Origin of the sequence: Amycolatopsis sp. QT-25 (assembly GCF_029369745.1) — a bacterium.
In the GTDB taxonomy this organism is placed as follows: Bacteria; Actinomycetota; Actinomycetes; order Mycobacteriales; family Pseudonocardiaceae; genus Amycolatopsis.
Window position 1 is genome coordinate 4062413 of the sequence record NZ_CP120210.1, and the last position, 25774, is coordinate 4088186.

Sequence of the window (25774 nt, forward strand, 5' to 3'; positions counted from 1 at the left end):
AGGGACAGCGGTGACAAACCGGTTCTTCGGGCGGGTCGCCGAACTCCGCCTGCTCTCGGAGCTGCTGGCTGCCGCAGCCGAAGGGCGGCCCACGGCCGTGGTGCTCGACGGTGAGGCCGGTACCGGAAAGACCCGGCTGTTGCAGGAGTTCGCACGTACCGCGCGAGAGTCCGGCGCGTTCGTACTGGCGGGCGGCTGCCTGGAACTGGCGGGCGACGGCATTCCGTACGGACCTCTGACCGAGGCGCTGCGTGGCCTGGTCCGTGCCGAAGGCGAGCGGCGCGCCAGGGACCTGGCCGGACCGGCTTGGTCGGAGCTGGCCGATCTGATCTCCGACTTCACCACCGGCCCCGGGCCCGCCCCGGGATACGGCGCGCAGGCCAGGGTGTTCGGCGCGGTCTCCCGGTTGCTCGACCACCTCGGCGGCCAGAAACCTTTGCTGCTGGTGTTCGAGGACGTCCAGTGGGCCGACACCGCCACCCTGGATCTCATCGCCTTCCTGGTGCTCACCAACTCCGATGAGCGGCTGATGCTGGTGTGCAGCTACCGATCGGGGCTCCGCACCGGGCACCCGTTGCGGGTCCGGTTGACCGAGCCGGAGTTCGTCCGCCGCACCCGCAGGATGACGCTGCCGCCGTTCAGCCGCAAGGAGCTGCGGTCCTTCGTCGCCATACTGACCGGGGAGGACGTCAGCCCCGAGCGGGCCGACGAGTACTTCACCCTTTCCGAGGGCAACCCGTACTTCACCGAACAGCTGGTCGCCGAGTCCGGATCGGGCGTCACCCGCATCCCGCCGTCACTGCACGACCTCATGCGTGAGCGCCTCGCCCGGCTCGGGCAGCACGCGGGCGAGCTCACCAAGGTCGCGGCAGTGGCGGGCCGCCGGGTCGGGGACGCCCTGCTGGCCCGGATCTCCGGTCTAGACGACCAGGCGCTCGACGCCGCGCTCACCGAATGCCTCGAACGACGAGTACTGGTTGAGGACGGAAACGACGCGTCGTACCGGTTCCAGCACGCCCTGCTCCGCGAAGCCGCGTACGGGATGGTGCTCGCCCGGGAACGCAAGCGCCTGCACGCCCAGTTCGCCGAGGCGCTGGCCGAGGAGACGCCGTCGAACCCTCACTTGCTGCCTGAGCTCGCCTACCACTGGTTCGCCGCGGACGACGCGCGCCGGGCACTGCACGCCTCGGTCGGCGCAGGGGACCTCGCCATGCGCCTACGGGCGTTCACCGAAGCGGAAACCCAGTACGCCCGTGCGCTGGATCTGTGGCCGCGGTTGCCCGAACCGGAGCAAGTCACGGGCACCACGCTGACGCAGGTGCTGGAGGTGGCCGCGAACGCCGCCCGCTGGGCCGGGCACCTCCGTCAATGCGTGACTTGGGCTCGCCGGGCGGTGGAAGCCGCGAACGGGGCGGATCTCGTGCTGCGCGGTGGCCTGCACGAGCGGCTGAGCAGCTATTTGTGGGAGGCGGGCGACGACGAGGAGTCGCTGGCCGAACTGCGTTCCGCGGACCGCCTGCTGACCGAGGTACGGCCGAGCGCGGCGGGCTCCCGTGTTCGTTCCGCCCTCGCCACCGCGGCGGTGAAGTCCGGGCAGTGCACGGAAGCACTCGAACTCGCTCTGCAGGCCGAAGCGGAAGCCGAAACGGCGTCTGCGGGTCCGGAAGTCGGGCGCGCGCAGATCAGCCGGGGGCTGGCGCTGTCCGGTCTCGGCAGACACGACGACGCGATCGCGGCCGTGGAAAGCGCACTGGGCATCGCCGAAGCGGAAGATCAGCTCGAAGACCAGCTACGAGCCCGTGGCAACCTCGGCGTGTGCTTCGAGCGTGCGGGCCGGATAGCCGAGGCCGCCGAACAGTTCCAGCTCGGCCTGGCGAAAACGAGGGAGTTCGGCCTGCTCGACTCCCGGCAGTCGGCGCTGCTGGCGAACAACGCCTGCGCCACCCTGTTCCAGATCGGTGAGTGGGACAAGGCGGCGGTCCTCGTCGAGGAGGTGCTGCGCTACCACCCGGCGCGAGAGACCACGTTCCAGCGGCTGACCAAGGCGGAGGTCGACCTGGCGACCGGCCGGTTCGACGACGCCGAACGGATGTTGGAGAGTGTGCGGAATTTGCCCAGCACGCAACCGCGGTTCCTGAGCCCCCTCTACCGCTGCCTCGCCGAGCTGGCCGCCGCTCGCGGCGACCTGGAGGGCGCGCTGAGGACTGTGCGGCACGGGATCGAGGCGGTCGCCGCAAGCGAAGACGCGCTGCTGGTGTTGCAGCTCTGCGCCTATGGACTTCGGCTCGCCGCTGACTGGCCAGGTCCCTGTCCGCCGCCGGAACTCCAGGTCTTTACCGACGAAGTGGCCTCACGGGCGACCGGTGGCAGTGATCCCGAGACGCAGGTACTCGCCGCGCTCTGTGCAGCTGAGCGAGCCAGGGCCGCGGGCGTGGATGACCCGGCGACGTGGAACGGGCTCGCGGATTCGTGGTCTGGTTTGGAACGACCGTATTCCGAGGCGTATGCGCTGGCCCGCTCCACGGAAGCCGCCGCCCGGGCTCACGACAGACCGGCCGCGGCCGAGGCGGCTGCGGAAGCCGCGAGGATCGCGAACAGGCTCGGAGCCGAACCGCTGGCCGAGCTGATCCAGCGGATCAGCCGGGCACACAAGCTGTCGAGCAGGGTCCCGGCCCGGCCGAAGAGACCGTTCGGGATCGCCGACCGCGAGCTCGAAATCCTGGGCCTCGTCTCCCAAGGATTGACCAACCGCCAGATCGCCAACCAGCTGCAGGTGGCCACGTCCACCGTGGCCAACCAGCGTGCGTCGGCGATGCGCAAGCTCGACGCCAAGAACGCCCCCGACGCCGTGCGGATCGCCCGCGAGAACGGGCTGTTGGGGAACTGATGGACCGCGAGGACAGGCCAGGGCACGGCCCGGGTCTGGTTCCGCGTACCTGGAACCTGGAGGGAAACATGACACGCAGGGCACTGTTGATCGGCTCGAATGCCGGGGGGCTGTCCGGCACCGGCAACGACACCGCCGCGATGGCGGCCTCGTTGGCACGTTGGGGTTTCACACCGGTGGTGTGCGACGGAGAGAACGCCAGCCGGGCGGGAATTCTCGATGCGTACGAACGGTTGATCAGCCAGTCGGGCCAGGGCGACGCCGTCGTCGTCTACTACAGCGGTCACGGCGCCTACGCCAAGGATCCCTCGCTCGCCGACGGCATGCCAGGGCCGGGGGTGGTGCAGTACATCGTGCCGACCGACTTCAAGGAGTCCACAGAGGACGATTTCCGCGGCATCGCCAACGTGGAGCTTTCCCTGTTGCTCGACAGGCTCACCACGCGCACCCGCAATGCCGCGGTCATCCTCGACTGTTGCCACTCCAGCGCTCTCTCTCGCGATCTGGAATTTGGCGGCGTGACGAAGGCCTGGCCCCGCGCCGTACCGCCGTACGTGGCCCGGGCGCATTTGGACTCGCTTCACCGCGACGGCTCCGACCTGTCGAGGTTGAACCCCCGTGGTAATCCGGACGCGGTTCGGATCGTGGCCTGCGCGACGAACCAGTGGGCCTACGAGGCGCTCAACGACGATGACGTGCCCATGGGCTACTTCACCGACGCGCTCACCCGTACGTTCGACTCGCTCGACCCGCAGGCCGGGCGATTGTCGTGGGCGACCGTTGCCGACCGGGTCCGGCAGCTCGTCCTGGAGCGGTGCGGGGTACAGCGGCCGGAGGTCGAGGGACCTGGTGACCGGGAGCTGTTCGGGATCGAATCGGTGGATCAGGTCGCGTCCTTGCCCGCCTCCCGGCAGCGTCAGTGGATTCGCATCGCGGGTGCCCGGCTGCTCGGCTACAAGGAAGGCGACGAGTTCGCTATCTACCACGAAGACGACCTGCTCGGCGCCGTGGTGATCGAGTGGACCGACGGCCATGCGGCCTTCGGCAGGTTGCAGGGTCCCTCGCCCGATCTGGAGCTTCCCGTGGGCGCCTTTGCCCAGTTGATCGCCACGGCAGTGCCGTCGCTCCCGGTTTCTCTCGACGCCGGGTTGGATTTGCTGATGAAGCAGGTGCAGGCGGAGCCGACGCTGCGTGTGGCCTCGCCGGATGAGGCCGAGGTGGTGCGCGTGGCGGCCGGCTCCGAGGGCATCGCACTGTACGACATCACCGGTCCGCTGAACCAGCCGAAACCTGACGCCGATCAGCTGCTGGGGGACCTCAAGCGGATAGCGCGAGCGCGAGCGTTACTGCGCTTCTGCGAAGATCCGGGTATGGCGTTGCCCGTGCCGGTTCGCGTCGAGCTGGCGCGGGTCGTCGATGGTGTCGCGCACCCGCTGCCAGCAGGCGGTGCCGTGCTCCACCCTGGTCAGGCAGTCTGCGTGGTGGTGCACAACGATAGTGACCAGTACCTGTATGCGTCCCTGCTGGACATCGGTGTGTCCTCACAGGTCACTTTGCTGAACCCCGCGCATCCGAGCGGCGTGCCCATCGCGCCACACCAGCGATATGTCTTCGGCGGGGACGACGTGACGGGTGCGCTACCCGGTTTCGAGCTGAGCTGGCCGTCGTCAGTGCCACCGGTGAGGCCCCGCCGGGAAACGATCATGGTCCTGCTCGGCGAGGAGCGCACTGATGCGATCGTCCTTCAGCAGGGTGGCGTGCGCACGGGTCGGCCACTGAACCGGCTGGAACAGCAGCTCCGGCGATTGGGTGCCCAGGACAGCAGAGAACTCATCACACCGATGCTGACGCGCCCGGTGCGCTTCGCGGTGCGGACCCTCGACTTCGATGTCGTGGCGACGCCCGCACCGCGTGCCGAGAGGGCGGTATTCGAGGTCGACGACCGCCCAGACCCCGTTGCCTCGAGTGAAATCGGGCCGCCTGCCAGGGTCGCCATCCGGCTGCCCGCGTTGGTCGTGCACCACAATCGCTCGTTCCGCAGCCAAGACTTCCGGCTCGACATGCTGGTCATGACCACCGGCGCCGACGGGAAGGTCGGCCATCACACCCACACCGCACGGTTCAGCGGGGCGGTAGACGGCACCCGGCTCAGCGTCGCGGACAGGCCGGTGTTCGTGGGAGAGGTGCGCGAACGACTGGAAATCGCAGTATGGATATCACCGGACGCCGGGAACGAAGTGGACTTCTCGGTATTGGCAGGGGATTCGGCCGCCGAGATCGTCGACTCCGCCCAAGTCTTGCTCGCGGCGTCGTCGGACCGGGTCATCGGCCTGTACCGGGCAGGCTTCCGAGCCGATGAACGGTTCGGGGCAGTCCGGCTGAAAACGGAGAACACGGTCCGCACGGCGGACTTCACCTTCGATCTGACCATCGACGAATCGCTCGTCCGCGGTCCGTCAGTTCTTCAGTAGCAGCCAATCCCCCAGGCGAAAGGAAACGGCAATGGAGACCAAGCGAGTCAAACTCGGCGACCAGATGTGGAAGGTGAACGCGGCCGAGGCGGCCTCGTTGGCAGCCACCATCGAAGCCGCCATGTCCGAAGAGAAGGTCGTCAAGCTCGCCCTTCTCGCCGGCGATGGCACCCCGGCCACGGTCATCTTCAACGGCAAGGTGGCCTTGCTAGCCGTCATCGACGATGGCGCAGTCCCTCGGCCGACCGAGATTTCCGGTTCCAGGACTTGAGTCGCTCGGCCCGCGCAGTCCTGCTCGTCGCAGCGTCTACCCCGAACGTTCTGCCTGATACGACTCAGATCAGCCGTTTCGAGGAGTCGATCACGACTCAATGCCGCTATATGAGGAGCAATATCTGGGATATCTTCTCTGGCGACAACGTCATCAGTTCGTCACCATCGATCCGTCGTTCGGCAGGGAGACGAGCACTCAGGCCGTCACAAACGAGTCGACCTGGGTCACGGCAGAGGCGATTGCGCGGGCAGGCGACCCTGACATGGCTCGACGTTTCGTTCGATCCGTCCGAGGTTGGCCCAGGCACTAGGCCGCCCTGCGCCCAATGACCGCCATAGCGGTCGCGGCCAGTGACCACGATGGCGCCGAGCCGCGCGCCCGCTCGATCGACGATCCGGGCGACAGGATTGCGGCGCTGTTGGTGGTGGCAAAGGAGGTCTCTGAGTCAGGAAAGCGCAGCAGGGGCTGGCCACCTGCTCGCCGACGGCGAACAGAACGCACATCGGCTTGGTGGCTCCGCAAGGTCCTCCCGGATGCTGCGTGAGATCGTGGCGACGACCGCAGCGACGCCGAACGGATCGCCCGTTCGATCACGATCCAAGAAGAGCAGTTCGAGCGCTGCTCTCCGTCGCCAACGCGACCGCACGAGCAGGCGCCGAAGAGGCAGCCGAACAGCTGATATGGGATGCTATTACAACTACTCTCTGCAACAGGCCCAGGCCCTCGGGGCGATCATCGGGCACATCGCGTCCGAGCGACGACCTCACCTACTTGCTCACCAACTCAAGCTCGTCCGTTGTACGAGGCAGCACCGGAACTACTTCAGTGGACGCCGAATCAACCCGGCCGCGCTGGCGTTGGAAATGCTCCCAGACAAGATCCAAGAGCAAGCCCGCTACCTCGACGAGATCCCAGCACCCAGCGTGATCGCCCTCAACAGCATCGCCGCCGGCGAAGCCGTGAACCACTTCATGCTCGCCGTCACCAACCTCCACACCGACGACGACGAACACTCCTTCCTGCACTTCCCCCGCAACGGACAGCGCGCCTACCAACAAGCCCGCCGCGACCCAAGCTGCCCCACATGCTCCAACCTCGGCCACCTCGCACGCGACGAGGACCTCTCATAGGCCTTGCCTCCCTATGTTGCATGGGCAGGGGGACGTAGAGGTCGTGACTGGGTGCCGACACTGCGTAGTTTCATCACTCCCCCAAATCTGGCTTAAACCAGCATGACGAGCGTCCGTCAACAGGCGAAGGTCCCACGGCATGCCAGCTTGGAAACACACCAACCCGCGCCAGACACCAACGGCCTCGGACCTGCCGTCCAGCACCGCTCACTCAATCTAGCGATAGCGCACCCGACAACGGGTGCCACGATTGATGGGGCCTTGCGATCTATGCCTGCTGACAAGCTGGTGACAGGCGCTGTTAAAGTTACCTTTCTGTGACTTTCGCGGGCGACCCAGAAACGGCCCAGAGATCCATTGTGGACGTTAACGAAAGCTAACCACCAGGTCAACGAGGCCCTCAGACGTCGGCCTGCGCCAAACTTCGCTTAGTGCGACATGATCCCCAACGCCGAACACTGGCGGGTTTCCGTGCACGAAGCGCAGGAACTCCAGCACGCGGTCATGGGGTATTTGCCGGGCTACGCCACCCCGCGGATCGTCTGCGACGTGCCCTACGTCGGGAAGCGCTGGGTCCACCAGCTCGCCGACTACGACCGCGAGCTCGGGATCTCCTACTGGACCAAGAACTACCTGACCAGCGTAGACAGGGAAAACGTCGCCAACGCCGACGAGGCACTGCAGCAGCGCTACCCCTACTACGACCCGATCACCACCCTCCCCGAAGCCGGCCAGCGCTGGTGGCGGGACCAGCCCCCGATGGCCTGACCGGCCAGCTCATCGAGTAGGCCGCCGAGGGGGCGTTTGGGCGCATATGGGAGCTTCAAACGCCCCCTCCGTCGTATCGGCTGTTTGTGCTGGTCAGAACCGGTTGGTACCGGTTGCGACCGGACCTCAAAAGGCCCAGAAAAGGCCCAGGAGATCCACAGTGGACGGTCAGGCGGACCGGAGGCTAAGCCAGAGTGAGTCACTCGACGGCATGCCGCCCAGACGTAGCCCGACCCTCCTTGTCGCATTCTTCACGCGGGACCACAAGGGGACATTGAGGCGTTTCCCGCGACTCGACACCGCAAATTCGGCTGTTGAAGGAAATGTACGGTGCTAACGTACGTTTTACGTCGACCACCATGTTCGATTCATCAAGTAAAAGTGTATGGTGCTAATGCGGTTCTCGCGCCGATCGCCATATTCCTTGCTGATTACTGACAGTAGTCTCGACGCAGCCTTGTAGGGCCGTGGCCTGCAGTTCAGGTCCTATTGCCGACGCGCACGTGCAGGGCGGCGTGGGTGATACCTGCGGGTATCACCCACATTTTGCGGTGACCAAGAATCAGGTGCTCTGTCGTGCGGCGACCGCCACTGTGAAATAGGGGTGGCTGCGCTCGTTGGGGCTGTGTTGATGGCATTCTGGAGTGGTGTCCAGGTTCTCGCGTTCCGAGATGGAACTTCGCCCGTCGATGCTGCGTCGGTACTCCGACAAGACCATCAGCTGTTACCGTGCCCGTCTCGCGCACTACCAGCACTGGTGCCACATCCGCGGCTATCAGACCGGCTCCAACGCGATCACGACCGCCAAGCTGCTTGAGTACGTCGACGACCAGATCACCCGCTGGGACGATACCTGCGACCAGGACACCGACGCCTATCCCAAGTACCGGCCCGACACCATCCGCCAGACCATCAACGCGCTGGTCTTCTGGGCCGAACGCAGCACGGGCCAGGCGCCCGACGACCGCGCCGCCAAACAAGCCCTCTGCGGCTTCACCGATACCTTCAACCGAACCCACCCGCCAGCGTGGCGAGTCGCCGGACGACGATCACCACGACCACGCCGTGCCACGGCCCCGCGTCCGCTCGACGACTGCCGCGAGCGGCCATGACCACGCGCGAACAGGAACTCGCGCCGGCCCAGCGAGTTCAGCGCCTCCTTCGTCGATGACGAAACCCTGATCACCACGCTCCACACGGCCTTGTCCTGGAGCGGGATAGCGGCCTGAACGGGGGTTCGTCCCCGGACCGGTGGCCCGAAAGGACAGCGGGTGCCCGACCGGCGGCGCTGCCACCGTGAACCATGCGCGGCAGTCCGCGGCACCGGCCGAACACGGCATCGACCTCTGGCTCGCCCCGTGAGCCGCTGCTGCGATGCCGGCATTTCCTACTGCACCCATCGGATTTACCGGGCCGGCGTGGGGATGGGCCACGTCGGCCACCAGGCCTGTGGCTCCTGCCAGGTCGTCCTGCTCGGCAAGATCCGCCTCTGCCATGACACGGGCGCGGGATCGGCCCCAGCGTCCTCGGCCAGCTCCGCCGTCACCTCTCGGCCCTCACCCCCGGCAGACGGGAACTCGGCCGTTCTCGAACCGCATCCGCACCGCCCACCCACAGCATCGACCGAGCAGCTGCGTGACCCCTTCCGCCTCGTCCCGGCCTCGCCGCCTACGCCGAATTGTCGGTGGCCGATGCCATGATCGACCCACCCCGAGACGTCCTCGGGGTGGGTGGGTACCCGAACTGGGCGGCGTCGCCGACGTCGCCCAGCCACCCACCTCATGCCGTAACCGATCACGCCGCTGCCGAAGCGGACCCGAAGGTACATCGACACAGCCGGCCCCAATCGACGCCACCTGATCAGCAAGAGCGCGACGTACCGACGAAGGCACCGGCGTCAGGAAGATCCGCTGCCGGCGGCCTCTCCGGGTTGCCACCCGGGCCCACGCGCGTGACCACCCACAACAGCTTGTCGCATATCGTGAAAATACCGACATCGAACGAAACAAGCGCCTGGTTCGCCAATCCTGCCTTTTCAGCAGATGTCTCACGCAACCACTGCGAGATCAGCGAAAGCTCTGACAGAAACCTTTTTTCACACGTTGACGCAAAGGCAAGAGAACCGACGACGCAGGGAGACTTCCTGAGTCTCGCAGATGCCTCCCACAGTCGCCCAGGCGAGGCCTGCAGCGTCGACTGAAATCGAGTGGAACCCGTTGCGCGGCACCTGCTCATCGACGACGAAGGGCCCGGCGTGCTCGTCACGCCGGGCCCTTGTCGTGCCTGCCAGGCAAGAACTTTCTCATCCGGCTCGGTTGCCATCTCGCTGCGGTCGCGCCCGGAGACGCGACGCGACCGGACCACCACGGTTACGGACACGACAGGGCGCAATTCTCGATTAACTGAAATTCCGGCAATCGTACGAATCTGTTGGTCGCACGCGCACTCGGGTCTTGCGCCGGCGACGTCCGGCGCGCTACGTTCCGAATGTCGGGAACGCCTCACATGAAGGCGCTGACCCGGTCCGTTTCGATAGTGCGGTTTCAATATTCCCCGATGGGCGTTTCCGTTGTTGCGCGACACATCACTTGCGCAACACAGGGAGGAGTTGGCACACATGGTACTGACGGAAAACCTGAAAGCCGAGATCGGCCAGACGATGGCCGACCTACTCAGCAACGAGCCGATCGAGGTGTCGGAGTCGACCCCGTTCACCTCGGACGTGCTGGAGGAGAACGGCGACAACCGCCTGGCAGCGTGGGAGATCACCTATTCGACCCACCACAACCCGGACGTCGCGGGCCCCTGCTGATCATTCATCACCTGCTCGGGCGGTGCGCGAGCGCACCGCCCGAGCAGGTCTCGCTTTCTTAGGAGGTTCTGAGCCGATGACGACAGCCGTGTCTGACGACGTCTGGATCGGGGTCGACAACCTGCTGGACGCGTACCTGGGCGTCGGGTCTGATGACTATCTCGCCATCGTGTACAGCCCCGAGTGCCGCGAAGTGGCCGCGTGGGTCACGGTCGCCGCGAAGCGGCGAGCAATCAGCACAACCGCGGTCGGCATGGCCGCGATGACCGATCCCGGACTGGCCACCCGGCTCGCGACAGCCCTCCCCCTGCCCGGCTCGCTTCCGGGTCGAATGGTGGTGTTGACCGTCGAACGGGACAGCATGTCTCACTTCGACGTGTTCCGGGACCTGACCACCGCCCATGGCGCGGACCGCTGCAAGGTCGTGCGGATCATCAGCGGCAGCGCCGAATTCTTCTCGCAGACCATGTTGCTGCCACCGGAGACCCTTTCCGCCTACAACGCCGCACTCCTGCGCCGGCTCCGCACCGCGGGCGCGGCCCGCATCACCACACCGAGCGGCTCGGACCTGAGCGTCGAGTTCGACCACGACCGCTACCAGTGGACGAGCAACCGCGGAATAAAGGGCGGTAGCGGTTTCCTCATCCTGCCGCCCGGCGAGGTGGCGACCTTCCCGGCGCGTATCAACGGCACCCTGGTCGCGGACGCCGCGTTCAACGTCAACGTCTTCACCCGCCTCGACGCCCGTCTGCGCGATCACCCGGTCACCGTGGAGATCGTGGACAGCACCGCTGCGGACTTCATCTGCGCCGACCCGGACGTGCGCCGGCTGCTCGAGCTGTGCTGGGATCTGCCACATGCCCGACGCGTCGGCGAACTCGGGTTCGGCACCAACGCCGGCGTCACCGCACTCACCCCGCTGAACTCGCATATCAACGAGCGGTTGCCCGGCGTGCACATCGGGTTCGGACAGCACAACCAGGACATCAAGATCATCGATTACTACTGCGAGGTCCACCTTGACCTGATCGCGTCCGGCGGACTCGTGACGACCGACGTCGATGACGAACCGATCGACCTCGGCGAACCCCGCGACGACGGCTCACCGCACCCTGACGGAGTGAACGACGAGGACATCGACGGCGACTGCTGCGCCCTCACCGTCGACCAGTGCCTGATACTGCGCAACGGCTGACGACGGATCGGAGCACCGGCGCTCGCCGCCGGGGAATGGGGCGCTACCGTGGACCACCCGCCGGACGAACACGTCTTCGGCTTGACCGTGCCCGGCCTGCCCGACGACTGGCGGGCTGTGAAGGCCGTGATAGTCCTGGAGTGCCTGACCCCGACCGGCGCGGACATCCGGATGATCGTTTCAGGTGCGGTGCGGTGGGAGGTGCTGGGCCTGCTGGAAGCCGCCCGCATCAGGATGACCTCCCTGAACGACGGCAAGGGCGGGCAATGGTACTCCCAGCGGGAGTAAGCGCGCTGCGGCACGACCCGGTCTTCCGCCGCTACCTGGCCGTGCGCGGGCAGTCCGCGCTCGGCACCGCGGTGAGCGCCGTGGTCGTGCCGCTGCTCGCGGCCGTGGTGCTCGGCGCGACGACGAGCCAACTGGGTGTACTGCTGGTCGTCACCTACAGCGTCCGGCCCGCCGCCCGGCTGCTAGCGGCGGTCGCCGCGGAACGGTCCACTCGGCGTGTCACCATGCTGCGACTGCTGGAGTTGGGCCGCTTCGCCTCCGTCGGGCTTGTCCCGGTGGTGTGGTGGACGGGACACCTCACCATGTGGTCCCTCGTCGCACTGACCGCCGTGACATCCGCGCTCACCGGGTGTTTCACCGCGTATGCAGTGCCGGTTGTGGTCGACCTGGTCGACCGGGACTCGTTAGCCCGCGCCAACGGCCTGATCGGCACCGTGACCAGCGCGACCCAGGTCGCCGGTCCGGGCTTGGCGGGGTTGTTGCTGCAGGTGCTGACGGCACCCGTCGTGCTGTTGGTCGACGCGGCGACCTACCTGGCGTCAGCATTGCTGCTACGCGGACGAGAGCCGGTGCGCCCACTCGTCGAGGGCGACGCGGATGCCGGGTTCATCGGCGTCGCGCGCGGATTCCTGGTCGTGCTGCACAAACCCTTGGCGCCGATCGCCGTCGGGGCACTCCTGGTGACCGCGTTGAACGGTGTGGTGGGCGCGGTCCTGCCGATTTTCGCCACCCGCGACCTCGGTCTCGCGCCGGGCACCTACGCGTGGCTGCTGGCGGCCGGCGCAGCCGGCGGAATCGCGGGTGGCGCGGCGGTCGGAGTGCTCGCCCGCCGGATGCCGACCACGCACGTCGCACTGCTCGCCCTGCTGCTCATGGCCGCGTCGCTGTGGGCGTTGCCGCTGTCCCGGCCGGGCTGGTCGGCGGTGCTCGGTCTCGCCTGGTACGAGGGGATCGGTAGCTTCGCGGGGGTTCTCTACATCGCCGCCCTGATGACCGCGATACCCGCCGTCGTGCCGATCCACACGATCGCGCGGGCCTCGGCGGCAGCCATGCTCATCCCGGAACTGGGCATGGCACTTGGTGCCGCGCTGAGCGCGCTCGTCGGCGACCTGGTCGAGCCCAGGCACCTGCTGGTGCTGGCCGCGAGCACCTCGCTGCTGGTATGTCTCTCGATCTGCGGACACCGGGTCACCTCGCGACGCGGCCGTTCGACACCAGCGTGACCGTGACCGCGTGCGAATCCAGATGGCACATCGGCGACGTCGTCGATGACTGGCGTCCCGCCCACAACACCGCAGGCTGATCGAGCAGGTTTTGGACTCCGAAGCAGCAGCTGCGGGTTCCCGGGACCGCCCTGCTGGCACGCGCGTCGACGCCTCGCGTGCTGGTATCAGGCCTACCGCAAACCCCGCGAAGGAGAACCCCCTGTGCCGCAAGGGAAAGAAAACGTCAACACCCTCCACAGAAGCGTCCGCGCCCGTGTCGAGCACGCCCTGCCGCACACGAAGTCCCGGAACATCCTGCGCGACTGCCGCCGCACACGCGACGGCGTCCACCACGCCACACGGCGTCGCCCACATACGCAACCTGACCATGACGGCCTGACCGGCCGGCCCCACCACCGTCATCGACGCCCACCAATACTTCGATCATTACGGGACAACCTTCGGGCTGGACGTCGCCCATTCCCGTCAGTACCCGAGCTGTCGATTGGCCCCTCATTCGTCACGTGGGATTCGCGGGCAGAGGGAAGATGAAACCGGTCTGCCCGGTCCCCTCGCCCAGGTGCTCGGGCCCGACCACCTGAGCACCATGCTGGTTCCACAATGTCGTGCCGCAGGGCGTACACACAGGCCGGCTCGCGCCGCCGGCTATCGGTGTCCATCCCTGATTCCGGATGACGGCCATTCCGTTCATCTCGGCATGCCGATCGACTCCACCAGGTACGCGAACCAGCAAATCGCCGGGCTGAGCAGCCCCTCGCTGCGCTCTGGTGAAGTCATCCCCGCCGTTCTGCGTGACGACATTGAACTCATTGCCTTGACCGTCCCGCACCCTGATCACGGACACCGTATTGTATTCCCCGGTTCGCGAGTTGAGAATGCGATGGTAGTACGAGGCCCGGTCGCCGAGATCGGCCGCGAGCTGTTCCTGGCACGGGGTGAGCCCGAGCGGATCCAGCCAGGTGTGCGGGTTGGGCACGTACTGGTGGGGGTTGGCTCCCCCTCGCAGGCCGATCGGATCGGCACTGCTGTATCGGGCGGAAGCGGGATCGTAGTGGCGCAGAACGTTGTAGTTGAAGCCGGTTTCCGGGTCGTGGTACTGGCCGGGGAAACGCAACGGGGTGCCGGTTCCCGCGCCGCCCCGGCTCAACGCTGTTCCACCCCACAGGGTCGTGCGGTGGAACCAGGCCACGTCACCCCGGTCGTCCACCAGCTCGGTCGGAGTGCCCACCAGATCGGTGATGATCGAATAGAACCGTTCGTCAATCCATTGCTGCGGCGCGTGGCGCAGTGGTGATCGGTCGGTCTGGGTCAGCGGACGGCCGGTGCCCGGTTCGTAGTTCCACACCGTGACGCGGGCTTCCCCCGGACCGGCGCCGTTCGGCACGCCGTACGTGTGCGCCTGTTCGGCCAGCACGAGCCCGTCCCACGCGAACTCGATCTGCTCCAGCACCTCGGAGCCGTCGGGAGTGAGCCGCTGCTTGGCGATCCGGCGGCCGAGCGCGTCGTAGTGGTATCGCCAGCGGGTGCCGTCCGGAGTGAGCACCTCGGAAAGGCAGTCGTCGTAGTTCCAGAAGTAGCGCCAGGTGTCGGGGCGGCGAGACAATCGCTTCCGTTGCCGCAGCACCACCCGCCCCTGCGCGTCGTGCTCGTAGCGGACGTTGCCGGCCCGGCGGATCAGGGTGCCACGGTATTCCCGCTCGCCGAAGTCCTCGACGGCCGGCTCGGGAGAGGTGGGCCACGACGCGTGCGCGACGTTTCCCGCGGCGTCGTAGGCATATCGTTCGCTCCAGCCCGGGCCGGTGACGGCCACGACCCGGCCCACGCGATCGAGGTCGAACCGGCGTGGACCGGTGAGCCGATCGTCCATGGCTGCCAGGAAACCGTCTTCGCGGTACCGGTAGGAACGTTGCTGTGTCTGGGTTCCCGTGGCGTCGGTGAGTGACTGCGTCCGCAGCCGGTGGTTGGCGTCCCAGGACTGGGCGAGTACCGCCTGGCTACCCCATTCCCGCCGGGTTTCGTTGCCTGCGCTGTCGTAGTCGAAGCGCACCGTGCGCCCGGCGGTGTATAGCGAAACGGGCCGGGGGCCCGCGTCGTAGTCCCACCCGCTCTCGGCTCCGGACGGCGTGCGGCGGCGGACAAGCCGACCGAGTGGATCGTAGACCGAGGCGACGGTGCGGCCGTTGATGGTCTCGGTGAGCACGCGTCCGTCCGGATCCCGGCTGAAGGTGACGCGCGCGTGCGGGTTCGTTGCTTCGACCACGCGGCCCACCGCGTCGTAGACGAACGTGGTGACCGCCGCGCCGTTGCGGCGTTCCACGACGCGCCCGAGGACGTCGTAGCGGAACTGCGCAGTCTCCCCCGCACCGTTGACGCGTTCGACCAGCTGCCCGGCCGCGTCGTGCCGGTAATTCAGCACCCGGCCGTTGAAATCGGTCTCCCGCACCAGATCGCCCGCTGCGTCGTACTCGTAGCGCCACACCAGGCCTTGCTGGTTGGTGACGCTGGTCAACCGGAGTTCGGTGTCGTAGCCGTACTCCATGCGGGTGCCGTCGGGACGGGTCTCGGCGGAGGGCAGGTCGGCATAAGTGACCTCGGTGCGATGGGTCTGGCCGAGGGTGTCGACGTGGGTACGCAGGTTCCCTTCGCCGTCGTAGATCCACCGTTGCGTGGTCCCGTCCGGCGCAGTCTCCCAGGCAGGCAGGCCGTCTACGGTCCACCCGAACCGTGTGGTTGCCCCGGCCGGATCCACCACCGCGCAGACCCGCCCGAAACCGTCCCGCTCGTACCGGGTGACCGCGCCCGAGGGATCGGTGACCGACACCGGCAGTCCGGCGTCGTTGCTCAGGATAGTGCGCACGCCGCCGAGAGGGTCGGTGATCGTCGAGAGGTTCCCCTGCTCGTCGTAGCCATAGCTGCTCGCGCGGCCCGCCGCGTCGATCGCGCGGGTGAGGTTGCCGCGCTCGTCGTATTCCTGCCGTGAGACCGTCCCGTCCACCGCGACCACCGCCACCGGCAGCCCGAGACCGTTGTGCTCCAACCGGGTCTGCGCGCCATCCGGCCGAGTCACCGCCACCACATTCCCGAACTCGTCGTGCTCGTACCGCACCGTCCGGCCCAGCGGATCGGTACGGGTGAGCAGCCGGTCGAAGGCGTCCCATTCCGAACGGACCTCGTGCCCGGCCGGGTCGACCTCACGCACGGTCTGGCCCAGTTCGTTGAGGTGGTAGACGGTCTGCTGCCCCAGCGAGTTGGTCCACCGCCGCACCTTGTCCTCGTACGCCATGGTGCCGCTGAGGAACCCACCGGAACCCTCAGCCCGCACCACCCGCCCCTCGGGGTCGTAGCCGTAGCGGTACCAGGAACCGTTGCGGTCGGTCCAGCCGGTCATCCGGCCTGCGCCGTCGTAGCTGAACCGCAGCGGCGCCCCGGAGGCATTGGTGACCTCGGTGAGCCGGTCGCGCTCGTAGCCATAGCGCAGCAACAGCAGGTCAGCACCATCGTCGGCGCCACACAAGTACAGCGCGCGGATCATCCCGTCCGCGGCCTCGACCCGGATGCGATAGCCCCCGCTGTGCCGGATCTCGGTCGGCGCCCCGGCTTCGTCACGGACGAACTCGATGCGGTGCCCGTTGCGGTCGGTGATGGCGTGTAAGGGCAACACTCCGGTACCGCCGCCGAAATGCAGCGTCCGGCCCTGCTCCGGCAGGGTGACCGTGTAGCCCTCGCCGGTCAACGCAAGCGGCCGCCGTGGTCCTGCTTGCGGCAAGGACTGCGGCATCGGATGCGGGTAGCACAGGAGCGTGCCGTCATCGCCGGCGAAAGACACCCCTTCCTCGTCGACTTCCAGCCGTTGGTCCACAGTGGACGCCCAGTTCGGGCCGAACGACCAGCCCGCCCGGTAGGAGGACAGGTGCACGCGGCGCAGCACCAGCGTCAGCGCTCCGGCAAGCTCGACATCGGTCTGCGCGAGCACCACGTCACCGCTGGCCACGTCGATCGGATCACCGCAGGTGTTCTTGTTCTTGTCCGGTACCCCGTCCTGCCGCGGACCGCGGCTGTTACCCCGAACACCCGGTCCCGCACCCGAAGTGGACGTCGAGTCGTTCCCGCCGGAAGGGCCACGACCCGGTGGCGGTGCCTCGCCTGGCCCGTCTTTGCCGCCGTGCGTGCCGCCCGGCTCCGTCTCGCCGTGCGGCCGCGAACCGCCGCTGTTGCCGCCGGTCGCAGCGGTGTTCGTCGATCCCGAATCCGCACTCGAGGTCGTGGTCGAGTCCCCGGACGAGTTGCCATCCTTGCCCGGCGACCCCTTCGGAGGGTTGATGTCCTTCGGTTTGGGTGCGGCCTTGGGCTTGCCACCCTTGATGCCCTTCAGCGCCTTCCCTGCGTCCTCGAAGAGCGTCCCGGCCTTCTTCAGCAGCGGCACCAACGCCTTGAGCGCCTTCACCAGCTTCGTGGTGACGCTCGCGATCTTCGACGCCGTCTTAGCCACCGCAGCCACCACCTGCGGCACCACCCAGGTCATCCCGATGCCGAGCGTGAACACCACCTGCAGCGCCCACGAGATCAGATGCCCGACCAACTCGGCGATGATGTCGCGGACGAGTGTGCGAACCGCGGCCACCACCTCGCCCGCGGTCTTCACTCCGCTGGCCGCGCCCTCGCAACCCTTCTGCGCGCTGGTCATCAGAGTCGCGGTGTTCCCGGCCTGCTTGCGGTACGCGTCCGCCGAGTCGCCGCGCCAGTTCTGCAGATCCTTTTCGACCAGATTTACCAGCTCCGCCGAGACGCTCTCCAGTTCCTTGGCGACGTTCGTCCAGGTCTCCGACTGCGCCGCGATCTCGTCCGCGTTCCCCGTCAGCGCGTTCAGCGCCTCCTTCAACGGCCCGACATGCTCGATCAACCAGCCGACCCCGGCCGCGAAGACCGCGCCGACCGGGTCCATCGCCATCGTCAGGGCATCTAGCGCGGTCCCCACCGCGCCCATCGCGACCCCGGCCCAGTCCTTGCTCTCGATCGCCGACTTCAGCCCTGTCGCGCTCTCCAGCAACGGAATACCGGACACCGCCGTCGTCGAGTCCTGCACCGGCGCGATCAACGGATTGCTCACGAGAAATCCTGCTCACTTCCAAGTCGGTATCGTCTGCGGCCGATCAGCGGCGATGCGACGAAGTCATCGAGGGCCGAGGAGGGTTGCGGTCTGGTGTCCGGTCCCGACCACCCAGTCGGTCGCGTCGTCAGTGCCACGGCCGGGCGCTCGCCTCACGGCCGTGGCACGCTCCCCATCGCGCTCTTCTCCGGGTACGTTCGGCCGCGCCCTGAATGCAAGGGCTCTCAACATCATCGTGAATCCCTCCCCATTTTACGCTCCCCAGCTCACCACACCGGCTTACCGGCGCACCACCCCGCCACGAAGTCACCCCCTGACCGAGCCATCCCCTGTATAAGGACGACATCCGCCGACTGCAGTCGATTGAGAGGAACTCGGCCCGAAAGGACCTTGGAATTGGAACGAAAGACTCTGTACGGCCGCAACCCGCGGCACCTGCGAACAAGTCAGCCCGGCCAGTGGAAATCCTCGACGCTTTGAGCACACCGCCGTTGTGGGTGCTGACGGCAAGCGGCAGGCCGGTACAGTTAGAGAGCGCCTGGGTCTTCGCACCCAGTTTGACACGGTCGACTGGTCCATCGCCACACCGACGCCGACTCGGCGGCAGACCGCAGTTCGTCGGTCATGAACTTCATCATCGCGGCCCCTGGAGAACAGCTACAGGTTCATCTTCGAAGACCGCGCCGCCTTCGGCATCGCCCGGCTGTGCCAACTCCTCGATGTCCGACGCCCCGGGTTTCTACGAATGCCTCGCCGCGGCGCCCGCGGTAAGGATCGTGATCACGACGGCCATGGTCCACATCGCGGCCGGCGTCAGCTCCCGAAGCCGTCTCCCCGAGGTGCTGCTGGGCGTGGGACGTGCGCCGTCGGTCATGACCATCGACATCGCGGAAACCGACCCGGATGGTGCAGAGCCGAGCTGACATCGTACTTCGATACCCTCGACCGTCTGTCGCACAAGGTCTGCAATGGAGCCGGAATGGAGTCGCTCAACGTGGTAATGTCATGACGGAGAACCTGTCACGGCGGCCGTTTACCGGCCTATTAATCGCCCAATTCGTCTCAGTGCTCGGCACATCGATGTCGGCCTTGGCGATCCCCTGGCGGGTGCTCACCTCAACCGGCAGCGCCACCCGCATGGGCTTATTGCCTTCGCTGAGATGGCACCGTATGTCGCGATGCAGGCGCTCGGTGGACCGCTGATCGACCGAATTGGTGCCCGTCGGATCTACGTTTGGGGCAACACCGCGGCAGCGGTTGCGGTGTGCGCCATTCCAGCCCTCTACGCCGTCGACCTACTCTCGCTGGGTGTACTCGCTTGCCTGGCGGCCGCCGCCGGCGCGGTTCGGGGCCTAGCCGACTGCGCGGGCCAGGTCCTGGTGCCCGGCACGGCAAATCTGGGGGCGGTGCCGCTGGAACGCGCCGCTGGGTTGCACGGCAGCGCGAACCAGACCGGGCTGTTCGTGGGAGCCTCCGCGACCGGGGTCTTGGTGTCGCTGCTTGGAGCTCCCACGGTCGTGCTCGTCGACGGCATCACCTTCGCCCTCGCCGCCGCACTCGTTGCCCTGCTCGTCCCGGCAGCCGCCGAGCCGCAGCGGGTTGAACGGCGACTGAGCACACGTCAGTACCTGGCGGACCTCGGCGAGGGCGTACGGTTCATCCGTACCAACCGGTTGATGCTCGTGCTGGTGGCCATGATCGCGGTGACCAACCTGCTCGACCAGGGCATCAACGCAGTACTCGTGCGGTATGGGTCCGCGAGCGTCTGCACCAACCCGAGGCACTCGGCCTTGTCGCCGGCGTACTCGGTGCCGGAGCCATCATCGGCGCACTCATAGCCGCCTGGTTGGGACCGAAGTTGCCCAGACGGGTGGTCTTCACCATCGGGGTGCTCGTCGCCGGTGCTCCCTTGTCGCTTGTTCTCGCCCTGACCAGCGCACTGCCACTTGCGCTGACTGTCGCGTTCGTCGCCGGGCTCGGTACTGGAGGACTCAATCCGATCCTCAACGCTGTGCTCTACGAGCGCATCCCGCCACAGCTGCGCGCCCGCACACTCGGCGCCCTCAAGGCCAGTGCCTGGATCGGCACTCCGATCGGCCCGCTCCTGGCGGGCAGCCTCGTCGAAGTCATCGACCTGCGCAACGCCCTCTTCATCTTCGCGGCGATCTTCTTGGTTGCCACCGTAGTGCCAGTAATGTTGCCCGCCATGCGGAGCATGCACCGCGCACCACGCCCGGGACCCGACGGAACTGAAGCAAGAGACAACGAGGCCGTGGCGAAATCCACCTAACGCCGACCGTGCACTGTCCTCTGGACATCCTCGGTGAGCGGACGGGGCTTATAACCGCGCCGGGTTCCGCAGTACCAGTTCTCCCTGCCGCACGGCGCCGCCGCGGTGGCCGAACCTTTGGCTACATGCTCAGCCTTGACTTCCCGATGAAAGACGGGCTGCGTCGGTTCTGTCGCCCGACGGCGTCTTCGTATCGGGTACGTCCAGTCGCCTGCGCATCGCCCACAAAGTCAGGCCTAGCGGACTCCTTCTGCTGCTGCGCCTCGGCAGGGCAGGCGGTCATGACCGCCTGCCCTGCCGAGGCGCAGCCTGTATCCGCTTTCGTCCGCCGGAGCCGGTTTGCCGCGGTCTCCTCCTGGGACGTCGACATGTAGGGCCTTCTTCCAAATCAGCGTTTCCCTCGTAGGGGCGAGGGCGCAACGTCAACACGTTGGTGCCTATCCGGTCAGAGCAGCTCCCACTCACCCGGCAGGGCGTGCAAGACCTCCTCAAACGACTCCGCGGTACGACCTCGCACCCACAGCACCTGCCGACCGTCCTCACGCAACACCAGATCGGGACCAGCGAACCAGCGAATCCCGGGACCAGTCTGGGACGCTGGATATTCCGGCATCGGCAGCCGGGCATACAGCTGCTCCAGCAACGCGACATCCTGCTCGGTCAGCTCTCGGTGGCCACCGAGCTCATCATCGCTGAACAATGACTCCGATAGCACCACCTCGACACACGCCAGCGAGAACCGATCAAGCCATGCATCCCACGACTCAGCCTGCTTGTCCTCCAAGTCCGGCCGCATCACTACCGGCGGATCCGCCGCGTCCAGATCAGCCAGCGGCACACCCCAAGACGCGGCGCCCTGGTTCTCCACCCGGAAGACCAACACCTCTCCGGCCTCATCCACGTCGAGTTCGTCCGGACTGAACAGCTCGTCCTGGTTACTGGTGAGATCCGCGCGCCGGCCGAACAACCCATACGCCTCGCGCAACGCAGCCGGAAGACGCAACCCCAACCGATCCTCGGCCGCCGTCAGCTCTGCCTCACCGCACCCATCATCCTGCCCCAACGGCGACATCCAGTGCGCTGCGAAGCCCTGGATGAACCGCCAAGCCCCAGCCCGATCCCGAACACCCCGCGCCACTTCCCCAACGAGATCAAATGTCGACGACATGCTGCGGAAGGCTACCGGGTAGCCATCGACGGACGGAGCCCCAGATAGATCGACACCCTCGACTCAGGACCGTTGCCGGATATTCGCAGTAACTCGCCCCTACTCGGGAAACTCACGGCTTCGGTTCATCCGGGACACCGATCCCCGCGCGTGGGCCGACCTTGTCGAGTTCGACGAAGCGATCCGTCACGGCAGCCCCCGCGCCAACGCCAACGGCAAACCGCTGCGCGGACAGTTCTTCATCCACCGCTCACTCCAGCCGCTCGACCAAGTCGACCTCGACGCCACACGCGGCACCGCCAATGCCGAAGAAGACGACCCGGACGGCTTCAATCCGTTCTCCTGCCGTAGCGGCGCACCCATCCCCACCGCCTGAACCTCCAGCGCCTGTCAGATCCGCCGCGCCGGGGGACTGTTCCAGGATCGGTGTTTCCGGCCCGACACGCCGGGCTGAGGTCCGACGGGATGGGCACTGTGAGTGATGACATCGGACCTTGTGAGTCCACGCAGGAGTGAGTCCAAGCCGGCGCGGGAGCTGTCGCCGGAGCAGGCCGCCGCGGCGGCGATGGTGGCCGAGGCGAAGGCGCGGGGGCTGGCGTTGACCGGCCCGGATGGCCTGCTGAAGCTGTTCACCAAGAATGTGCTGGAAACCGCATTGAACGAGGAGATGACCGAGCATCTCGGGCATGAGAAGAACCAGGCCGACCCGGATCGTGAGTCGACGAACGTGCGCAACGGCTCCCGGCCGAAAACGGTGGTGTCGGATGCTGCGGGCGAGGTCGGCATCAACGTGCCACGGGATCGGGAGAGCACGTTCGAGCCGCAGATCGTGAAGAAGCGGCAACGCCGTCTTACCGAGGTGGATGAGATCGTGTTGTCGTTGTATGCGAAGGGAATGACGACCGGGGAGATCTCGGCACATTTTGCCGAGATCTACGGATCCTCGATCAGCAAGGAAACGGTCTCGCGGATCACTGACAAGGTCGTCGCCGAAATGAACGACTGGGCCAGCCGCCCGCTCGATCCGGTGTACGTGGCCGTGTTCATCGACGCGATCCACGTCAAGGTCCGCGACGGGCAGGTCGCCAACCGGCCTGTCTACGCCGCTATCGGCGTCACCGTGGATGGCCGCAAGGACGTCCTGGGCCTGTGGATGGGCATCGGCGGCGAGGGCGCGAAGTTCTGGATGAGCGTGCTGATCGATCTGAAGAACCGCGGCGTCCGGGACGTGTTCTTCCTCGTTTGCGACGGCCTCAAAGGCCTGCCCGACGTCGTGGCGAACGTCTGGCCGCAGACCATTGTGCAGACCTGCATCGTCCACTTGATCCGCAACACCTTCCGGCTCGTGTCCCGCCGGGACTGGGACGCGGTGAAACGCGACATCAAACCCATCTACACCGCACCCAGCCCGGATGCCGCAATAGCCGCGCTCGACGAATTCGAAGAGAAATGGGGCACAAAGCATTCAGCGGTGATTCGCCTGTGGCGTAACGCCTGGGACGAGTTCGTGCCGTTCCTCGACTACGACGTCGAGATCAGGCGCATGATCTGCTCCACCAACGCGATCGAATCGTTGAATGCCCGCTACCGGCGGGCGATTCGCGCGCGAGGACACTTCCCGACCGAGCAAGCCGCGATGAAATGCCTGTACCTTGTGACCCGCAGCCTGGACCCGACCGGGGCAGGCCGCACCCGATGGACGATGCGCTGGAAGCCCGTGCTGAACGCCTTCGCCATCACATTCGGTGACCGCTGGCCGGGAGCCGAAACCTACTGATCAACAACGCCGGAAACACCGATCACGAGATAGACCCCGCGCCGGCCTGAGCGGGCCGGGCACGTCGGCCTGTTGCCGGTGCCGCTGAACGGCGACGGGGGGACATCGGGGGGAAGCCAGCGACAAACACTCGAACATCTGTACGGCCTCGTCGCCGATCGTGCCAGTTCGAAAGTCGAGTCCCCGACTGTGACGGACCACGCTATCTGTCACCTGATCACGCTATCTGTCACTTCGGGAACTTGAAGGTTCCGTGGTCGATGGCGTGTTCGAGTTCGACTCGGTAGGGAGCGAACGCGTTGATGTGACGGTGATCGCTAGTTGTCACCTGTGAACGGTATTTGTCACCAGGTGGTACGAGCCCGCGAATCGCCAGCACGGTTCCGCGTGGCCCACGCGGGCGTCACGTTGGCGTGGCGACCACATTCACCCGCTTATGGTGCCGGTCACATCGGCGCACCCTTTCAGCGTGGTGTCCCGAGCGGACAGTCAGATTCGGACATCCCGACAGCCGGGTTCACACAAGAGCGCCTCAGGCCGTCCTCCATACGAATGGCGCACACCGTGCGTTACACCGGACCAATGCCCACACCGAGAGTATTCAAGAAGCTTCTCTAAAGTGTCCTGTGAAATACCTGACGGTGTCGGGCAAGTTGCCCAATAATGGGTACTGCGTCACTGGAAGGGCCGCGAACGACTACTACTCGCCAACTCATGGTCAGCCTGACTCGGACAGATGACCACTGCCGAGGGAGTGTGATGACCTGGATTGGAACGCATGGCGTGGGTTTTCGCTCGTCGTTCCCATCGGCTTATCGTCGATAATCTCCGGTCGCTCTCCGCATGCCGGGATTCGTTTCCGCGCGCTCAATCCTCTCGGGCCTTTTCGCGGTGACGTCCTTGCCGAAATACCCGGACATGGCCGCTCACGGTGATGCCGTTTCCACACCATCCTGCACGGGGTCCGACCATTTACCTCCTCCACGAGAAAGGCTGTCATGAGCGAGACGACACGCCGTAACCTCCTCCGATTCACCGCCGCGGCCGCCGTGGCGGGTGCTGCCGGGGCTGCCTCGGGCTACGTGGCACGGTCCGAGGCAGCCACCGGCCCGAACCTCCCGGCCGCCGAGGGGCCGGAGCGGGCCTTCCTCGCGCAGAGTCCGGACGCCATCCGGGGTCTGAAGTGGCGCGGGGCGCAACTCACACCGCCCCCCAACCCGACGCTGACGGCCCGGTTCGACACCCGCGGCCTGCCCTACGCCACGGCGGCGTTCTCGCTGGCCAACAACAACCTCGACACGGTGGCGCTGCGGGTGGCGAACATGGGCGACCTGCCCGACGGCACCACCAGGCAGCAGCGCGACGACGAGGTCATCAAGCTGCTGCGGGAACTGCACCGCCAGGGGATCAAGACCTACCTGTTCAAGCGGCAGTGGTTCCAGCGCAGCGGTGTCATCATCAGCTACGAGCGGCCCTTCACCGAGGCCGGTGCGGACGAGTTCATCGACGACATGAGCAGATTGATCAATCGTGCCCGGCAGGAAGGCATCGCCGGCGCGCTGCACGGCGTGGCCGCGATCGAGACCAATCTCAACAACTGCGCCGAACTGCGAGAGCGCGCCCTCTACGTCGCCCGCGGCATCAACGGCCGTACCGACAACTGGCTCAGGTCCCGCACGCTGTTGATGCCCGGTGCGGGCATGGGGCCGTACTTCAAGGGCATCCACAACGGCGGCGAGGCGTGGCTGACCCAGCTCAGGGCGCAGACCGGTTACTTCGCCCTGATCTACAAGCACATGCGCAGCCAGGAGAACGGCCTGTGCCGGCTGGAGAGCCTCAACGGGCAGTGGGACCAGGCCGTCGGCTGGGACGCCGCCAAGACTCCCGAGCAGCAGATCGCGTTCCTGCGCACCACGATGGGCATCTCCGACCTGGAGTGGTACTTCCGCACCCACCGGGCCGAGTACCCGAACCACACCCACGTGGTGTTCTGGGGTGACCAGGGCGACGGTGTGGCCGGCCTGTCGGCCCGCGACGGCCAGCCCCAATGGAACTACAACACCCTGCGCGCCCTGCACCGGCTGCTGGTCAAGGCCAACCGCTGGCACGGTCATTTCTTCAACTTCCCCTTCACCCGCGAGGGTGCCACCAAACACGACCTCTGGCGGTATCTGATCACCGTCGCCGGCGACGGCAGCAACACCCGCAGGAAAAACTGGGAGTGGAACCGGTCACGTACCCACAGGGTCTGGGACGAGTGGCACATGTGGCCGCAGGAGACCGCGGCGTACTGACAGGCCCGTGTCCGCGGTCCCGCACCCCGGTGGCCATCACGCGGACGACCTCCCACGACCACCCGGCCGGAAGGCCACGCACAGAAG

General features: G+C 66.6%; 17 protein-coding genes and 1 pseudogene. 15 read left to right on the top strand and 3 right to left on the bottom strand.

What is annotated here, in order from left to right; genetic code table 11:
- Positions 1–10 precede the first annotated feature (10 nt).
- The 10 genes and pseudogenes from P3102_RS18935 to P3102_RS18980 all read left to right on the top strand — a co-directional run bounded on the left by P3102_RS18935 (position 11) and on the right by P3102_RS18980 (position 13048).
- Positions 11–2887: an AAA family ATPase gene (locus P3102_RS18935; protein ID WP_276360457.1), complete on the top strand. Its 2877-nt coding sequence runs from the start codon at positions 11–13 to the stop codon at positions 2885–2887.
- Positions 2887–5358 (top strand): caspase family protein, encoded by a 2472-nt coding sequence (locus P3102_RS18940; RefSeq protein WP_276360458.1) that lies wholly within the window; start codon positions 2887–2889, stop codon positions 5356–5358. Before P3102_RS18935 ends, P3102_RS18940 begins: the two co-directional genes overlap by 1 nt.
- A 31-nt stretch (positions 5359–5389) precedes the next feature.
- Entirely contained in the window at positions 5390–5629 is a 240-nt protein-coding gene (locus P3102_RS18945) for a hypothetical protein (protein WP_276360460.1), read from the top strand.
- Positions 5630–6165: 536 nt separating this feature from the next.
- Positions 6166–6762: a hypothetical protein gene (locus tag P3102_RS18950; protein WP_276360462.1), complete on the top strand. Its 597-nt coding sequence runs from the start codon at positions 6166–6168 to the stop codon at positions 6760–6762.
- A gap of 432 nt (positions 6763–7194) precedes the next feature.
- Positions 7195–7530, top strand: a pseudogene (locus P3102_RS18955) (lysine 2,3-aminomutase); the annotation flags it as partial.
- 671 nt (positions 7531–8201) lie between these two features.
- A complete protein-coding gene (locus P3102_RS18960; protein ID WP_276360464.1) occupies positions 8202–8642 on the top strand; it encodes a hypothetical protein in 441 nt (146 codons plus the stop codon).
- A 1505-nt stretch (positions 8643–10147) separates the two neighbouring features.
- Positions 10148–10342 (top strand): hypothetical protein, encoded by a 195-nt coding sequence (locus P3102_RS18965; protein WP_276360465.1) that lies wholly within the window; start codon positions 10148–10150, stop codon positions 10340–10342.
- A 76-nt stretch (positions 10343–10418) separates the two neighbouring features.
- Positions 10419–11537 carry a hypothetical protein gene (locus tag P3102_RS18970; RefSeq protein WP_276360467.1) on the top strand — a complete coding sequence of 373 codons (1119 nt, stop codon included), beginning with the start codon at positions 10419–10421 and terminating at the stop codon, positions 11535–11537.
- 48 nt (positions 11538–11585) lie between these two features.
- Positions 11586–11825 (top strand): hypothetical protein, encoded by a 240-nt coding sequence (locus P3102_RS18975; RefSeq protein WP_276360468.1) that lies wholly within the window; start codon positions 11586–11588, stop codon positions 11823–11825.
- A complete protein-coding gene (locus tag P3102_RS18980) occupies positions 11804–13048 on the top strand; it encodes an MFS transporter (RefSeq protein WP_276360470.1) in 1245 nt (414 codons plus the stop codon). The genes P3102_RS18975 and P3102_RS18980 overlap by 22 nt, the downstream gene beginning before the upstream one ends.
- A gap of 502 nt (positions 13049–13550) precedes the next feature.
- Here P3102_RS18980 and P3102_RS18985 read toward each other — a convergent pair.
- Positions 13551–18158 (bottom strand): RHS repeat-associated core domain-containing protein, encoded by a 4608-nt coding sequence (locus P3102_RS18985; protein WP_276360471.1) that lies wholly within the window; start codon positions 18156–18158, stop codon positions 13551–13553.
- A 719-nt stretch (positions 18159–18877) separates the two neighbouring features.
- Between P3102_RS18985 and P3102_RS18990 the strand changes: the two genes are divergently transcribed.
- The 3 genes from P3102_RS18990 to P3102_RS19000 all read left to right on the top strand — a co-directional run bounded on the left by P3102_RS18990 (position 18878) and on the right by P3102_RS19000 (position 20448).
- The gene (locus P3102_RS18990) at positions 18878–19081 is read left to right on the top strand and encodes a hypothetical protein (RefSeq protein ID WP_276360473.1); all 204 of its coding nucleotides are present in this window, start codon (positions 18878–18880) and stop codon (positions 19079–19081) included.
- A gap of 222 nt (positions 19082–19303) precedes the next feature.
- A complete protein-coding gene (locus tag P3102_RS18995; protein ID WP_346660196.1) occupies positions 19304–19996 on the top strand; it encodes an MFS transporter in 693 nt (230 codons plus the stop codon).
- A complete protein-coding gene (locus P3102_RS19000; protein WP_276371248.1) occupies positions 19924–20448 on the top strand; it encodes an MFS transporter in 525 nt (174 codons plus the stop codon). The genes P3102_RS18995 and P3102_RS19000 overlap by 73 nt, the downstream gene beginning before the upstream one ends.
- 445 nt (positions 20449–20893) lie before the next feature.
- Here the strand turns inward: P3102_RS19000 and P3102_RS19005 are convergent, their stop codons facing one another.
- Both P3102_RS19005 and P3102_RS19010 read right to left on the bottom strand, forming a co-directional pair.
- A complete protein-coding gene (locus P3102_RS19005; RefSeq protein ID WP_276360474.1) occupies positions 20894–21616 on the bottom strand; it encodes an SMI1/KNR4 family protein in 723 nt (240 codons plus the stop codon).
- Positions 21617–21728: 112 nt separating this feature from the next.
- Complete coding sequence (locus tag P3102_RS19010) at positions 21729–21863, bottom strand: hypothetical protein (protein WP_276360476.1); 135 nt, start codon at positions 21861–21863, stop codon at positions 21729–21731.
- Between the two features lie 249 nt (positions 21864–22112).
- Here P3102_RS19010 and P3102_RS19015 point away from each other — a divergent pair, with 249 nt between their 5' ends.
- Both P3102_RS19015 and P3102_RS19020 read left to right on the top strand, forming a co-directional pair.
- The gene (locus P3102_RS19015) at positions 22113–23393 is read left to right on the top strand and encodes an IS256 family transposase (protein ID WP_276371250.1); all 1281 of its coding nucleotides are present in this window, start codon (positions 22113–22115) and stop codon (positions 23391–23393) included.
- 998 nt (positions 23394–24391) lie between these two features.
- Positions 24392–25687 (top strand): hypothetical protein, encoded by a 1296-nt coding sequence (locus P3102_RS19020; RefSeq protein WP_276360477.1) that lies wholly within the window; start codon positions 24392–24394, stop codon positions 25685–25687.
- Positions 25688–25774 lie beyond the last annotated feature (87 nt).